The sequence below is a fragment of the Larkinella sp. genome, from assembly GCF_965227735.1.
Lineage (GTDB): Bacteria > Bacteroidota > Bacteroidia > Cytophagales > Spirosomataceae > Larkinella.
Window position 1 is genome coordinate 4,682,645 of record NZ_OZ245776.1, and the last position, 14,560, is coordinate 4,697,204.

At 54.0% G+C, this 14,560-nt stretch carries 10 protein-coding genes; 4 read left to right on the forward strand and 6 right to left on the reverse strand.

Going from position 1 to position 14,560, the window contains the following annotated elements; translation table 11 throughout:
• Window positions 1-12 precede the first annotated feature (12 nt).
• Entirely contained in the window at window positions 13-942 is a 930-nt protein-coding gene (locus tag ACO064_RS18365) for an alpha/beta hydrolase (RefSeq protein ID WP_421828690.1), read from the forward strand.
• A 98-nt stretch (window positions 943-1,040) separates the two neighbouring features.
• On the opposite strand, the gene ACO064_RS18370 is transcribed toward ACO064_RS18365, so the two are convergent.
• The 4 genes from ACO064_RS18370 to nuoL form a co-directional block, all read right to left on the reverse strand.
• The gene (locus tag ACO064_RS18370; RefSeq protein ID WP_421828691.1) at window positions 1,041-2,195 is read right to left on the reverse strand and encodes an acyltransferase family protein; all 1,155 of its coding nucleotides are present in this window, start codon (window positions 2,193-2,195) and stop codon (window positions 1,041-1,043) included.
• Window positions 2,196-2,254: 59 nt separating this feature from the next.
• Complete coding sequence (locus ACO064_RS18375; protein WP_421828692.1) at window positions 2,255-3,160, reverse strand: prohibitin family protein; 906 nt, start codon at window positions 3,158-3,160, stop codon at window positions 2,255-2,257.
• A gap of 205 nt (window positions 3,161-3,365) precedes the next feature.
• On the reverse strand, window positions 3,366-5,027 hold the full coding sequence (locus ACO064_RS18380; protein ID WP_421828693.1) for a complex I subunit 4 family protein: 1,662 nt from the start codon (window positions 5,025-5,027) through the stop codon (window positions 3,366-3,368).
• 35 nt (window positions 5,028-5,062) lie between these two features.
• Window positions 5,063-6,967 (reverse strand): NADH-quinone oxidoreductase subunit L, encoded by a 1,905-nt coding sequence (gene nuoL, locus ACO064_RS18385; protein WP_421828694.1) that lies wholly within the window; start codon window positions 6,965-6,967, stop codon window positions 5,063-5,065.
• Window positions 6,968-7,223: 256 nt separating this feature from the next.
• Between nuoL and ACO064_RS18390 the strand changes: the two genes are divergently transcribed.
• On the forward strand, window positions 7,224-8,099 hold the full coding sequence (locus ACO064_RS18390; protein WP_421828695.1) for a phytanoyl-CoA dioxygenase family protein: 876 nt from the start codon (window positions 7,224-7,226) through the stop codon (window positions 8,097-8,099).
• A 63-nt stretch (window positions 8,100-8,162) separates the two neighbouring features.
• Here the strand turns inward: ACO064_RS18390 and ACO064_RS18395 are convergent, their stop codons facing one another.
• Entirely contained in the window at window positions 8,163-10,613 is a 2,451-nt protein-coding gene (locus tag ACO064_RS18395; protein WP_421828696.1) for a TonB-dependent receptor domain-containing protein, read from the reverse strand.
• Between the two features lie 95 nt (window positions 10,614-10,708).
• Window positions 10,709-11,524, reverse strand: a complete 816-nt coding sequence (locus tag ACO064_RS18400) for a helix-turn-helix domain-containing protein (RefSeq protein WP_421828697.1) — start codon at window positions 11,522-11,524, stop codon at window positions 10,709-10,711.
• Window positions 11,525-11,714: 190 nt separating this feature from the next.
• On the opposite strand from ACO064_RS18400, the gene ACO064_RS18405 reads away from it, so the two are divergent.
• Together ACO064_RS18405 and ACO064_RS18410 are read left to right on the forward strand one after the other, a co-directional pair.
• Window positions 11,715-13,037 (forward strand): Gfo/Idh/MocA family protein, encoded by a 1,323-nt coding sequence (locus ACO064_RS18405; RefSeq protein WP_421828698.1) that lies wholly within the window; start codon window positions 11,715-11,717, stop codon window positions 13,035-13,037.
• A gap of 262 nt (window positions 13,038-13,299) precedes the next feature.
• Entirely contained in the window at window positions 13,300-14,310 is a 1,011-nt protein-coding gene (locus ACO064_RS18410) for a T9SS type A sorting domain-containing protein (RefSeq protein WP_421828699.1), read from the forward strand.
• Window positions 14,311-14,560: the final 250 nt, after the last annotated feature.

A 14,560-nucleotide genomic window follows, 5' to 3' on the forward strand; every position in this document is an offset into this window, starting at 1 on the left:
CCTGAACCCCTTATGAATTTCACCCTAACGCTGCTTTCAGCGACGCTCTTACTGACCACTTCTGCGATGGCTCAAAAACCGGAAACCGTTGATCTCTGGCCCAAAAACCAAATTCCGAATGCGATCCCGAACGAGGCTGTTCAGGAAAAATCGGAGCTGGGCAAAGACGGTATTTTACGAATCAGTGATGTGAAAGTGCCGACGATAACGGCTTTTCTGCCGCCGAAAGACAAGGCCACCGGAGCGGCCATTTTGGTGATTCCGGGCGGAGGCTACGGCATCCTGGCCTACGGCCACGAAGGCGAAGAAATGGCGAAATGGTTCAACGAACGCGGTGTGGCGGCTTTTGTACTGAAACACCGCCTGCCCGACGACCGGACACAGACGAACAAACACGAAGTGCCGCTGGCCGACGCCATGCAGGCCATGAAGCTAATCCGTCAGCATGCGGCCAAATGGAATATCAACACTGACCGGCTGGGCGTGATCGGTTTTTCGGCGGGCGGTCACCTCGCTTCGACCTTGTCGACCCATTACCACCGGGGCAATACTGCCAGCGAAGACGCCAAGCCAAATTTCGCGATTCTGATGTATCCGGTGGTGACGTTTGGGGCCAAAGCGCACGGCGGTTCGCGCGAGAAACTGATCGGGAAAACGCCCAGCGCGGAGCAGATTGCGTATTATTCGAATGAATTGCAGGTGGATGGCAAAACCCCGCCGACATTTCTGGTACACGCGCAGGACGACAAGGGCGTGCCGGTGGAAAACAGCATCGACTACTACCTGGCACTGACCAAAGCCAACGTCCCCGCCGAGATGCACATCTACCCGAAAGGCGGCCACGGCTACGCGCTCCGGGTGCAGGGCAAAGGCTCCATCGAAAACTGGCCCGCGGCCTGTGAAGGCTGGCTGAAGTCGATGGGGTTGCTGGAGAGGAAATGATTATTACACAGGGTTGATCAGAGGAAATCAGAGTTACACAGAGTTTTTTTCTCTGATAACCTCTGATGTTCTCTGATCAACCCTGTGTAACAACTCTTTTACACTCTTAGAAATACCTTCTTTTTGTACAGGAAATACAGAAACGCCCATTTCACGGCCAGGAACGCCAGCACGGCACCCACCGCCCGGATGGGTTCGGAGAAGAAACTGAGGATGCCTTCGAAGAAGAATTTGGCGGCATACTCGAAATCGATGAACTCCCCGGCGATGTAGATCAGGATGGAATTCATGCCGATCACCGTGAAGAAAAACGCCCAGCCGCTTACTTTTCTGACGTCGATGATCCAGTAAAACAACGCCAGCATCAGGATGCTCCAGCCCCCGGCTACGAGCGTGAACGAGCTGGTCCACAGGTTTTTATTGATCGGAAACACCAGCCCCCAGCTATAGCCCAGCACCAGGCAGGAGATGCCGCCCAGCACCAGCCACAGCGTTTTCTGATCGCGGTGGGCAGATGGGCCGTCGCTGCGGAGCAATTTTCCGGAGAAAATACCGAGCAAGGCCGTCGCGATGGCGGGAATGGTGGAAAATAGCCCCTCCGGATCATGCACTTTGAGATACAGACGACCCGGCAGCACCGACCGGTCGACGTAACCCGCCAGGCTGCAATCCAGCGTTAAGACGCCCGCTCCGCAGCCCGGTACCGGAATCAGTTTCATGGCGGCCCAGTAGCCCAGCAGTAACCCGGCAAACCAGGTATACTGAACTTTCGGATTCGGGAAATAGAGATAAATCAACTGGCCAAACATCCCGGCCAGACCGATCCGGGCCAGCACGCTCGGAAACCGCATGTCGCTGATGGGTTTGGTGAACAAACCGTTGTTGTAAATGATGCCCAGCACCACCAGAATCAGACCCCGGGTGATGATTTTTCGGGCCAGCTCGCTTTTGGGAACGCCCCGTTCCAGCCGACTTCCGACGGCAAAAGGCGTGGAAACGCCCGCCATGAAAAGAAAGAGCGGAAAGATGCAGTCATAGGGCCGAAAACCGTCCCACTCGACGTGGGTGAACTGTTCGGCCATGAAGAAGGCCCAGGCCCAGCCGGTGGTTTTGGCCAGAACGTGAAAAATTTCTTCTCCCCCGGCAATCCAGAACATGTCGAAACCCCGCAGGGCATCCAGGGACATCAGACGCCGGACGGGCGCCGGTTGGGCAAGGGCAGGCTCTGAAGCAGCCGTAGAAGTTGATTGCATACCAGTTTGTTGAATAGACCGTCTATATTACTGCATGGGGTTTAGAATGGACTATCAGATTACTTATCATTCAGAATCAGCGGCACATTTCCGCGTCCGCCCAGAACGATGATTTTGGCATTGGACGAAGCGGCCAGTTCGCGCTGAGCCTTGATCTGTTCATAGACCAACTGTTTGTCGGATAAGCCCGTTGCCAGAATTTTCTGGTAATCGGCGATACCCTGGGCTTCGACGCGCTTTCGCTCGGCTTCCTGCCGCTCTTTTTGCAAAACAAACTGCATTTTCTGGGCGTCCTGCTCGGCATTGATTTTCGACTCGATGGTGGTTTTTACGGACGCGGGCAGGTTGATATTCCGGATCAGCAGTTGTTCCAGCATCAGCCCGCGTTTCGTCAGGTCAGATTCGATGGTTTTGTAGATGCGGTTTTGGAATTCATCCCGTTTGGTGGAATAGAGTGCGACGGCATCGTAATAAACAGCGTTGTCCCGAATGCGGGTCCGGGTAATGGGCCGAACGACTTTGTTGGAATAATCCGTACCGATGCTGCGGTAAATCTGGGGCGCTTCGGAAGGATTGACACGGTATAAAACCGTCAGGTCGATGACCACTTCCAGACCGTCGGCGGTCAGCACCCGGATGGCATCATCGCCCTGTTGTCCGCTCTCGTCCTGCGTACCGGACATGGTGTAATTCTGCGTCTTGATGTCGAATTCGGTAATGGAAACGAGTGGATTAACGAAACTCAGACCACTTTCCAGTACGCGCTCCTGCACGCTCCCAAACAAACTCTGAACGCCCACCGTTCCGGCATCGATCTGGCGAACCGAGGAGGAAAGAAACCCAATGACAATCAAAATAATACCGACGACTTTAAGTGGTCGTGAGAAGCGGGCAACGGCCAGCGAAGGAGTATTTACAGCAAACCCAATAATGAGAGCTATAACACCAAGAATCAGCAGAAACATAGTTTTAAGTAGAATGGGCTTTGGCCCGTGGTGAGTTTGGAACAGCAGCCTGTAAAGCCCTGAAAGGAAGGGGGCTAACGGCTAGTAATGATACAAACTTTTAGCCACAGATTTTGATAGGAACGCGGATTGAACGGATCGAGCGGATTAAAAAATGATTGATCCGTGAAAATCCGTTGCATCCGTTTAATCCGCGTTCACATCACTATTCCACACTAAACCGCTGAATCCACTGGGCAACGGTGGCGTTGGACAGATTGAACAGCAGATTGGGGAATAAACCCAGCAGCAACGCCAGAACCGCCAGCGGAATCAGCATGAGCCGTTCGCGGGTGTCGAGATCCGTAAGCTGACCGGTGAGTTCGGAACGCGACCAGAGGGTTCCGAAAAACATGCGCTGGAGCGTCCAGAGGAAATACGCGGCCGCCAGAATGATGCCCAGCGTGGCGACGGCGGTCATCCAGCCGGGGAGCCAGAGCGATTGGAAACTGCCCATCAGTGTAAAGAGTTCACCCACGAAACCGGAAAAACCGGGTAACCCCAGCGAGGCAAAAAACGCAATGGCGGTCAGGGCGGTGTAAGCGGGCATGGTGCTGGCCAGACCCCGGTAGCTATCGATCCGCCGGTCGTGGGTACGGTCGTAGAGAACGCCGGTGTGCAAGAATAGCATAGCCGATAACACGCCGTGGCTCGCCATTTGGTAGACGGCTCCGTTAACGCCTTCGGAGGTCAGGGAAGCTATACCGAGCAGTACAAAACCCATGTGCGAGACGGACGAGTAGGCAATCATTTTCTTGAGATCGCTCTGCGCCAGCGCGTTGAAACCGCCGTAGACAATCGAAATAACCCCTAAACCGGCTAATAGCAGCGCATATTCGGCGGCTCCGTCGGGAAACAGTCCCCAGCCGATTCGCAGAAAACCGTACCCCCCGATTTTGAGCAACACCCCCGCCAGCACGACCGAAACCGGCGTTGGTGCTTCCACGTGGGCGTCGGGAAGCCAGGTGTGAAAAGGCACAACGGGCAGTTTGATGGCAAATCCCAGAAAAACGCAGAGGAAAGCCAGCATCCGCGACGGAAGGCCAAACACGATGATTTCGCCGGTTGGCCCCAGAAACGAATCGGGCAGGTAATTGCCGCCGTGGGCCATGTAGCGCAGGTCGAAGGTGTGCACCAGTTGCTGAGACTGGATTTTGTAGTCGGCCAGCAGAAACTGGACCTGGCGGATGATGTCGTCGGTGATTTCCGAGCGGTCGCCGATCAGGCCGATGTTGATAGCGGTTTCGACCGGGTCCATGACCGATAAATACAGGCTGATCATCACCAGCAGAATAAGCACCGAACCCGCCAGTGTGTACAGGAAAAACTTGATGGACGCATATTCCCGGCGCGGCCCACCCCACAAACCGATGAGAAAATACATCGGCAGCAGCATGAATTCGAAGAAGAGGAAAAACAGGAAAAAGTCGAGGGCAATAAAGCAGCCAATGATCGTGGCCGTCAGCAGCAGATACAGAGCGTGGTAGGCTTTTAAGCGCTTATCGATGGTCCAGGAGGAGAGGGCACCGACGAGCATGACGGCACCCGTCAGCAAAACCAGCGGCAGGCTTATGCCGTCAATGCCCACCAGATAATCGATGGAAACGACGCCAAGCGAACCCAGCGGCAGGCTGATCCAGTCGAAGCGTTCGAGGAGTTGGTAGTCGGCCAGCGTGGGGTCGAAAGCGGCATAAATCGCTCCGCAGACCAGCAGTTCCAGGCTACAGGCAACCAGGGTAATCCACTTATAAACGTTTTTTCGGCTGTCGGGTAAAAGAACCACGAGCAGCGAACCGAGCAAAGGAATGAACAGGAGTGATGACAGCATAATAGTTTGCCGGAAACCGCCAACGCGGCAACCGACTAGATCAAAAACCAGAGAATGACTAATAAACCCACCACTGCACTCGCAATGTAGGATTGTACCCGGCCGTTTTGCACCGATCGGGTCAGGTTGCCCAGCCGCTGCGCCAGCCACGACGCTCCGTTGACCAGCCCATCGACAATCATGCGATCGGCCCAGCCAATCATGTGCGACAGCACAACGGTGCTAATACCGACGAAATCAACCAGTTTGTCGATGACCCGGCGATCGAAACCGTACGAAAGATACGCCAACCGAACAAACGGGCGGATGATCAGCCGTTTGTAGAAGCCGTCGAGATACCAGTTGTGTTCCGACAACCGGCTCAGGGAACTGGATTTTGTCAAAACCGGCATTTGCCAGCCCAGCCACAAGCCCAGCGCAACGACCGAAATAGAAAGCAGCGCAATCCACAGATGGCCCCCGTGATCGCCGACGGCGGGGAATAATCGAAAAAACCAACCCTGTTCCGCTGAAAACGGGTTTCCGGCAAACACAAAGCCGATGGATAAAGTCGCCAGCATCAGGACCGGAACCGTCAGCAGCCGATCCGATTCGTGCGCCCGGTTTTCCGGGATTCGGGCGTCACCGAAAAACACCAGCCGACCTTGCCGGGCCATGTAACAGGCTGTTAAGCCGGACGATAAAACCGCGAGGATGGGAATGATATAGGCCAAACCGCCCTGCCCACCAGCCCAGTCGAATGCGCCGGTCAGAATGGTTTCTTTCGACAGAAAACCGGAGAAAAAGGGGATTCCGGCCAGCGCAGCCGCGCAAACCGCCCAACCGATAAAGGTGATCGGCATCGCTTTGCGTAAACCGCCCATCTGCCGCATGTCCTGCGTATGAACGCCGTGAATGACCGACCCGGCCGCCAGAAACAGTCCGGCTTTGAAAAAGGCGTGGGTCGTCAGGTGAAAAAGCGCTCCGCTTACATTGCTGGTTCCCATCCCGATCACCATCAGGCCGAGTTGCGAGACGGTGGAATAGGCCAGCACTTTTTTAATATCGGTTTGATAGAGTGCCGAATAAGCTGCCATTAGCATCGTGATTGTGCCAATGCCAGTGATGATCAGAAGGGCGTCGGGCGTCAGTAAAAAGTGGATGCGGGCGAGCAGGAAAATACCGGCGGCCACCATTGTGGCGGCATGGATCAGGGCCGAAACCGGCGTCGGACCTTCCATCGCGTCGGGGAGCCAGGTGGTGAGCGGAAACTGGGCCGATTTGCCGATACAGCCGCAAAAGAGGCAAAAACCGGTCAGCGTCGCCAGCGGCCCGTTGGAAACAAACAGGTCCGGGAGTTCGGCCAGGTCGGTGGTTCCCGCTTGAAAAAGCAGCAGAAAAATACCGAGGAGAAAACCCGCATCGCCGATGCGGTTCATGATAAACGCCTTTTTGGCCGCGGCAGCCGCAGCCGGTTTTTGAAACCAGAAACCGATGAGCAGATACGACGACAGGCCGACCAGCTCCCAGAAGGCATACAGAACGATCAGATTACCCGCCAGCACAATGCCGAGCATGGAACCGATGAAGAGACTCAGAAACCCGAAATACCGGTAGCGGTCTTGTTCGTCGTGCAGATAGGAAATGGAATAAAGCTGCACCAGCAGGGCGATGAAATGCACGATGACCAGCATCAGCAGGGTGAGCGAATCGAGCCGGAAAGTGATGGGAACCGCCCGACCCGGAATCAGGAGCCAGTCTGTGCGGAGGGTCAGCACATCGGTGCCGGTTTGGGTGGCCACGAAGACCGACAAACCCAGTCCGGCCAGTGTCAGAGCTGCGGCTGCACCCCCGGCCCAAAGATTGATTCGCCGACCCGCCAACAGGCTCAGGGTGCCGCTCAGAAAGGGCAGAACGATGAGAAGCCAGAGAAGTGTATGGATGGTATTTTCGTCGAACATCGCGCAAGATAACGCCGGACGTTTGCCGGGGCAAATATCCTGAATAAACCAACCAATAAAAATAATTAGTTACTTTTATAGCATATTAGTGACGTGCTAATCAATCGCATTACAAATTTGGTTCACACCCTTAATCCTCTTTATTCCGATGGCCGTGGCAACCTCACAATCTACCGAAAATTACAGCATGAATCTTCCGTGGACGGAGTCTCCTTTTTTTCGCTCCGAATTAAAAAAAGCGAATTTAAGTCCCGAAATGGAACGCATTGTAACGCAGTATGCGGAAGGCGGTTTTGTGGTTTTCGACCCGGATATTGACGAGTCGATTCTGAACACGGCCCTGGAAAAACTGGAACCTAAACACCTGGCAGTCAAGGATGACCGGATTCAGGATGCCTGGCGGGATGTCGACGCTGTGCGGCAGATTGCCATCGCTCCGAAGGTGCTGGACGTGCTGCGGACACTCTATCGCCGGGAACCGATTCCGTTTCAGACGCTGAACTTCAAACTGGGTACGCAACAACGGACCCACAGCGATTCGATGCACTTTCATTCGATTCCGCAGCGGTTCATGTGTGGCGTCTGGGTAGCGCTGGAGGATGTCCGCAACGACAACGGTCCGCTGCACTATTACCCCGGTAGTCACAAGCTGCCATTTTATGATTTGTCAGACATCGGGATTCGGGCCACGTCGGCCAAAAGTCTGGATGAAGCCTACGGGAAGACCTATCCCAAATACGCTGATTTTTTGAGCGATATGATTGAAGCCCAGGATTTGAAGAAAGCCGTTCTGAACATGAAAAAAGGCCATGCCATCATCTGGGCCGCCAATTTGCTGCACGGTGGCGAGAAGATTCTGACCCCGGGTTCGACCCGCTACAGCCAGGTAACGCATTACTTCTTTCAGGATTGCGTGTATTACACGCCGTTACAGTCGGACATGCCGTTGGATAAATTGTATCTGCGCCAGATTACCAACATCATCACCGGCGAAAAGGTCGCCAACAAATACATCGACGAGTATATCAAACAGGACAACGAAGGCTACGCGATGCGCATCACGATTCCGACGGCAGTGCGCCGGATCGGTGGGCTGATTCTGAAACCGTTCCGGAAATTGCTGGGGAGATAGGGCCGCGCTGTTTGGGTCAAATTGATCGTATGCCGTTCGGAGTTCACCCCGCCGTCCGCCTGTTTAAAACTCCTTCTCCCCAAATTCGCTGGCTGGCAGCCGGGCCTTTTTAGACGTTTGGTTGAAGGTGTAGCTGAGGTTCAACAGGAAAATATCGGTTTCCTGAATGTAGTTGGTTGTGGTATAAAAATTCCGGCCAAAGGTCGTGATGCGTTGCTGGTTGGTGCCCAGCATGCCCAGGTCGATGTTTTGCCATTGCAGGGTGGCCGTCATCCGGCCCTTCAAAAAGGTCTTTTTGGCCGATGCACCCGGAATGATAAACCGGGAATCTTCACCCTGGGCTGTGATTCGTTTCGAGAGGTAATTCAGGGTGGCCTGGACCTGAAACGTGGGCGACAGCCGGACCGTCGTATTGGCATTGATGGAATAGACCATACTGGACGTATTCACGATCACGGCGTTGTTGAACAGCGCCCCCTTGATCTGGTAGCGGTACACGTTTCCGCCCGCATACACCTGCCAGGCTTTCGTCAGATTCAGGGTCGTTCCGGCTTCCAGTCCCCAGGACGTGGCCAGCCCGGCATTCGTATAAATCCGGTTCAGAATCGTGTCGTTGTAGACGCTGTTGACGCGGTTGACCACATTTTTAATCCGCTGATTGTAAAGTGTTACGAAGAGATTGCCCTTATCAAAATCCTTAATCAGTCCGATTTCCGAGAGGTCGATGAACTCCGGCAGAATGTTGGGATCGCCGGATTCGAGGGTTTCGGAGTGTTCGCGCTCCGGGAACGGATTCAGTTCGTTGTTGGTCGAGCGTTGCACCCGTTTGCTGTATCCGGCTTTGGCCCGCAGCGTTTTGCTGATCGCGTACTGGACATTCAGCGACGGGAACAGGTTAGATAAATTCAGGTTCCGGGTTTCCTGATTCCCCGCCGTAAAGGCCCGCGTGGCGTATTCATACCGCAGCCCGCCGATGTATTCCAGCTTCCCGGTTTTGGCCGAATACTGCCCGTACACCGAATGAATCTCGTTGAGAACCTTCGTTGTGCTGCTGAACTGGGGAACCACAACAAACGCGCCGGTTTCCAGATTCTGGTCGAGGTACTGAAAATTGCCTTGCTGAACCTGGTTGCGGTATTGGTAACCGGTTTCGAGCTTGCCCTTGCCCACCGTAACGGCGTAGTCGGCCTTCAGCCGGTAGGCATTCAGCGGATTCTGGCTGGGGTTGCGGGTGTTTTGCAAAACCGTCTGCCGGTCGGGCATCCGCAGGTTTGCGTTGGTCGTCAACCCGTCCAGATCGGCCTTTTCGAAGAGCCCGGAAACCGTAAGGAGGGATTTATTGGAAAAAGTGTGGCTATAATCCAGGTTGCCGAGCGTAATGGCGCTGGTCTTGCGGGCAATGTTCGAATTAAAATACGAGATCCGGCCGATGACATCCCCCGTAACAAGGTCGGTTTTGGTGTTGTCGTAAACGATGTCGGCCCGGCGCGACTGGGAGCGAAAACCAGTGTAGAACCCCGCCGAAAACGCGTTGTTTTCGTTGGGCGTGTACGTCGCCGACGCCCGGCCCGTGTAGTTATACCGGATAAAACTCCGCTCGCCCACCGAGGGGAAAGACGTAAAGCGATTTCCGATGGTGGTGTTGACATCCCCCACCCGCCGACCGGCGATGTCGTTGCGGAAATAATTACCGCTCACCGTAACATCCCATTTGGCAGACCTCATACTGAACGTGGCATCGGCGCCAAACCGGACGGGCTTGTTCAGGTTGTCGTAGGTATACAGCGAAGGCAAACCGCCCTGGATATTGGCCGAAAAAGACCGCTGACCGGCCTGTGCGGTTTTTGTCGTAATGTTGATGATGCCGCCCTTGCCGTCCGGGTCAAACCGGGCCGAGGGGGAGGTGATCACTTCGACGTTTTCAATCGAATTGGCGGGAATCTGGTTTAAGATCAGGGCCGGATCGGTCTGAACCGGTTTTCCGTTGACCAGCACCAGAAAGCCCGACGACCCCCGGAGCGTAATGCCGCCTTCGCTGTCGACCGTGACGGAAGGCGTGTTTTTCAGGACGTCGACGGCCGTTCCACCCTGGCTGTTGATAAATTTATCCGCCCGGTAGACCTGCCGGTCAATTTTATTGTCGACGGTTTGCCGTTCCCCCTGCACATTCACCTGCTGAAGCGTCTGCGTATCAGCCTGTAATGCAATGGTTTGAGAAACGGTTGACTGGCCCGAAACCGGAAAGTTGAACCGTTTTTTGCGGTAGCCGATGTACTGGGCTTCCACGTAATACGGCACAGCGGGAATGTTTTCGAATTTGAAATTTCCCGCGTCATCCGTCAGCGTTCCATTCACCAGGGTCGAATCCTGGCTTTTATAGAGTGCTACCGAGCCAAACGGCAAGGGGCGGTTGGTTTCCTGATCGACCATTTTGCCGGTAACCGATCCGGAACTTTGGGCCTGGGCAAATGAGATCGCCAGAAATGCGGCCAGCAGGGTTACAAAAAATTTCATTGGAAGTATACCTTCGCCTTGTGAGTTAGTCAGAGGCAAAGGTATATCCCGCTATGTCAGGCGGTTTTGTAGATTACAGCCGTAAACTGGTACATTTAGGAAATTCCTTTCCGGTAGACGCTCGGCAAAACGCCCGTCTGGCGTTTAAAGAACTTGTTAAAATGGGAGGGGTCCGTAAAGCCCAGCTCATACGCCACTTCTTTCAGGGTTTGGTACGAATACAAAAGGAGCTTTTTCGATTCGGTCGTCAGCCGTTCGTCGATGATTTCGCCCGCCGTCCGGTTCACAATTTTCCGGCAGGTGTTGTTGAGCGTTTTAGACGTAACATTCAATTGTCGCGCGTATTCGCCCACTTCGCGGTTGATTCTGAATTGCGCATCGACCAGCGCGAAGAACTCTTTTAAGAGGGCCGGAAGCACCTGGCTTTCATCCGATTTGATTTCCCGTTTCAGCAGGTTGAGCAGCAACTGGAGGTAGGTCTGGATGATGGCCTGGTAGTTACTGTTCTGCTGTTCATATTCGACCTCGATGCTCCGGAAGAGTTCAACGATGGTCGGATGGACATGGCTCAGGTCAAAACCGCTCGGAAACGCCAGTGGGAACGTCTGAAACAGCGCTTCGTAAAAAGGGTGATCCAGCAAAAAATCCTTCTGCACCATCACCACGTATCCCTTCGGAATCTCGGTCAGTTCCCAACTGTGAATCTGCCCGGGCATCACCAGATACAGGCTATGCGGTTTTACGGTAAACCGGTTGAAATCAATCTGGTGCGTACCGGCACCGGCGTCCAGGTAAATGATTTCGAGGTAGTCTTTGTGACCATGCGGGTTGGTGGTTTTAATCACCTCCTTCATCCGTTTGATCCTGAACAGTTCGCGCTGGTTCAGCTTGTTTTTGATCGTAATCTGCATGGTTTAAGGGTCGTATGCGTTACAACAAACGCTAAAATTACAATGAAATTGGCAACGTTGATTCTGGCCTTTTTCAACCGGAGAATCGTAAGTTCCTCCGGATGTGGGCCTGTTTCGGAAAACCTGCCGGAAGAATGATAAAATTAGTCTGTATTGTACTAATTTGCTGCTTTCCTATTCCTGAATCGTGATGACCACTTCCCGCAGAAAATTTCTTCAGAAATCGTCCCAAATCGCCACCGGCGTTGGCCTGACGACGGCTTTGACCGAACTCGTTGCCGCGCCCTTAAAAACCGCCCCGACCGATGAGGTGGTGGTGGCCCTGATTGGTTGCAACAGCATGGGCTGGTCCGACCTCAACTCGATGCTCAAACAGCCGGGTGTACGGTGTGCCGCCTTGTGTGATATCGACAGCAACGTGCTGAACAAACGCGCGGCTGAACTGGAAAAATCGTCGGGCAAAAAACCGCTTCTGTACAGCGACTTTCGGAAACTGCTGGAAAACAAGGACATCGACGCCGTGATCATCGGAACGCCCGACCATTGGCATTGTCTGCAAACCGTCTACGCCTGCCAGGCGGGTAAAGATGTGTACGTGGAAAAACCGCTCGCCAATTCCATCGAAGAGTGCAACCTGATGGTGGATGCGGCCCGAAAACACAACCGCATTGTGCAGGTGGGGCAGTGGCAACGCAGCGGTCTGCACTGGAATGCGGCCCTGGATTTTGTGCGCTCTGGCAAAATTGGGCGGATTCGTTCGGTGAAAACCTGGGCGTATATGCCGTACGGGAAGACTTTTCCGGCCATGCCCGATGGCCCCGTTCCGGCGGGTGTCGATTACGACTTCTGGCTGGGACCAGCCCCCAAACGCCCCTTCAATCCGAACCGGTTTCACCGCAGTTTTCGCTATTTCTGGGATTATGCAGGGGGGCTGATGACCGACTGGGGCGCCCACATGATCGACATCGGGCTGGCGGGCATGAACGTCAGTTCGCCCAAAACCGTCGTGGCGCTGGGCGGAAAATACGGTTTTCCGGACCATGCCAGCGAAACACCTGATACGATGCAGGTGATTTATGATTACGGCAATTTCACGCTGCTTTGGGAACAGTCGCTCGGCACGGGGCGCGGCCCGTTCGACCGTGAACACGGCGTGGCTTTCGTCGGAAATCTGGGAACCGTCGTGATCGACCGTTCCAAATGGGAGCTTTTTCCGGAAACCGACGCGGGGAATTATTTGGTTCCGGCCATGCCGCCAAAATTCGGGAATGGCAAGGATCTGGACAACCATACGCAGAACTTTGTGACCTGCGTCCGGACCCGGCAGCAGCCCAACTGTCCGGTCGAAGTAGGTCGGGATGTGGCCCTTCACGCGCATCTGGGCAACATTGCTTATCGAACCGGTGAGAAGCTGGTCTGGGATGCTGAGAAAAAACAGATTGTTGGCAATGCGAAGGCCAACCTGCTGGCTCAGGCCCATTACCACGGCAACTGGGTCGTTCCCCGCTCGTAGCGAATGCCTTTCAATCTTTTTTGCTCTTCAAAATAGTGACTTTCGGGAGCAAAAAACTTCTAAAGTAGTATTACGACTTTCGCTTGTTGCTCCTAAATCCCCTAAAGGGGACTTGGACACAGCTTATACCGGATGCAAAAAGTCCGGCAGCGGCCGACCGTCCTTTAGGGGATTTAGGGGCAAAATGTGAGGGCAACAAAAACATAGACGTAAATAATAATGTTTGTACAATAATAAAAATGAACACACCGAAAGACCGCTTATGAAAACGACTACGCGCCTGATGAAGATTCTGCGAAATGCTTCTTTGATCCTGGGATTGGGATTGTTGGGAGCCCGTGTGACGGTGGCGCAATGCACCCATAAAAACGCGAAGGATCAGACTGTTGACTTTCGGCTGACATATGACAAAGCCACCCAGCGCTTCACGGCCTGGTATGTGCCTTCCATATCCAATACGCACCGGCTGGTAACCGCCCAGTTCAGCATCATAACCCCCAATGGATTTACGGCTCCGGAGGCCGGTTCGGGGCGGGATTCTCCGCTTGAAATCACGAGCATAAACGGGTCCTGGCAGGATTTTGTGTTTGACAATGAACTGTTTACGTCAAAAGCCCTTTCGCCCCTGGCGTCGATGGAGAATGTGGCGGTTCATCAGGTGGGCATGGCTCCACAGGCCACGGATGTCGGGGCCGTTACGGCGGGTGTGCCGGTGCCGCTCTTCTCCTTTGTTTCAACCGAACAGGAGGGCGTGGTGCGGATTGCAGAAACCGGAGAAAAAATTCAAAAGGATATTTTAAGCCGATTCGGCAGCAACATCAGCAACGAAATGGCCATTCAATCGCCCGTTAAAGCCTTTGTCCGGGCCGAAGAGCGGTATTGCAAAAATGACGTTCAGAAAAAAATCGAGTTTACAAAACCGGTTCTGATCGATCCCAGTGCGGCCGCTACCGTCAAACCAACGGCGGGCGTGCAAACCGTGGGCGTGGCCGGAACGGATGAGTTGCTGGGCAACGAGCAACTGATGGTGACGCCGAATCCGGCCACGGTCGAACTAACGGTCTTGTACCAATTGCTGTCGGCTGGCAATGCCGGTATCGATCTGGTGGATGGACAGGGCCGAATCATTCAGACGCTGGTGGCCCGCAAACACCACGCGATTGGCAAATACCACCTGAAAGTGACTTTGCAGGATGTGGCCGCCGGGTTGTATTTCTGTTCCCTGAAAGGCGAAAATGTTCAGAAAGCCGTTAAAGTGATCATTGCAAAGTAGTTAAAAATGTCCCTGGAAGTAAAAAGCCGGAAACTGCCTCGTTTCCGGCTTTTTTGTTTGGGCAATCGTATCCTGGGTCTTTGACCGTTTCCGACATTTTCTGTTCATTCCGTCTTTGCAACCGCTGACAGGGTCTTCGACCGTGGCGACGGTCCGACGCTGTCAGCGGTTGTAACGTGTCCGTTTCGGGACGAAAACTGTCCGTATTTGGACACCCGTTCGGTGAGAATACGCTGAAATAGAACAGAAA

Bases quoted from the DNA above. Each gene is read 5' to 3' on its own strand.
- ACO064_RS18365 (WP_421828690.1), top strand. From the start codon at position 13: ATGAATTTCACCCTAACGCTGCTTTCAGCGACGCTCTTACTGACCACT.
- ACO064_RS18370 (WP_421828691.1), bottom strand. From the start codon at position 2,195: ATGCAATCAACTTCTACGGCTGCTTCAGAGCCTGCCCTTGCCCAACCG.
- ACO064_RS18375 (WP_421828692.1), bottom strand. From the start codon at position 3,160: ATGTTTCTGCTGATTCTTGGTGTTATAGCTCTCATTATTGGGTTTGCT.
- ACO064_RS18380 (WP_421828693.1), bottom strand. From the start codon at position 5,027: ATGCTGTCATCACTCCTGTTCATTCCTTTGCTCGGTTCGCTGCTCGTG.
- nuoL (WP_421828694.1), bottom strand. From the start codon at position 6,967: ATGTTCGACGAAAATACCATCCATACACTTCTCTGGCTTCTCATCGTT.
- ACO064_RS18390 (WP_421828695.1), top strand. From the start codon at position 7,224: ATGGAACGCATTGTAACGCAGTATGCGGAAGGCGGTTTTGTGGTTTTC.
- ACO064_RS18395 (WP_421828696.1), bottom strand. From the start codon at position 10,613: ATGAAATTTTTTGTAACCCTGCTGGCCGCATTTCTGGCGATCTCATTT.
- ACO064_RS18400 (WP_421828697.1), bottom strand. From the start codon at position 11,524: ATGCAGATTACGATCAAAAACAAGCTGAACCAGCGCGAACTGTTCAGG.
- ACO064_RS18405 (WP_421828698.1), top strand. From the start codon at position 11,715: ATGACCACTTCCCGCAGAAAATTTCTTCAGAAATCGTCCCAAATCGCC.
- ACO064_RS18410 (WP_421828699.1), top strand. From the start codon at position 13,300: ATGAAAACGACTACGCGCCTGATGAAGATTCTGCGAAATGCTTCTTTG.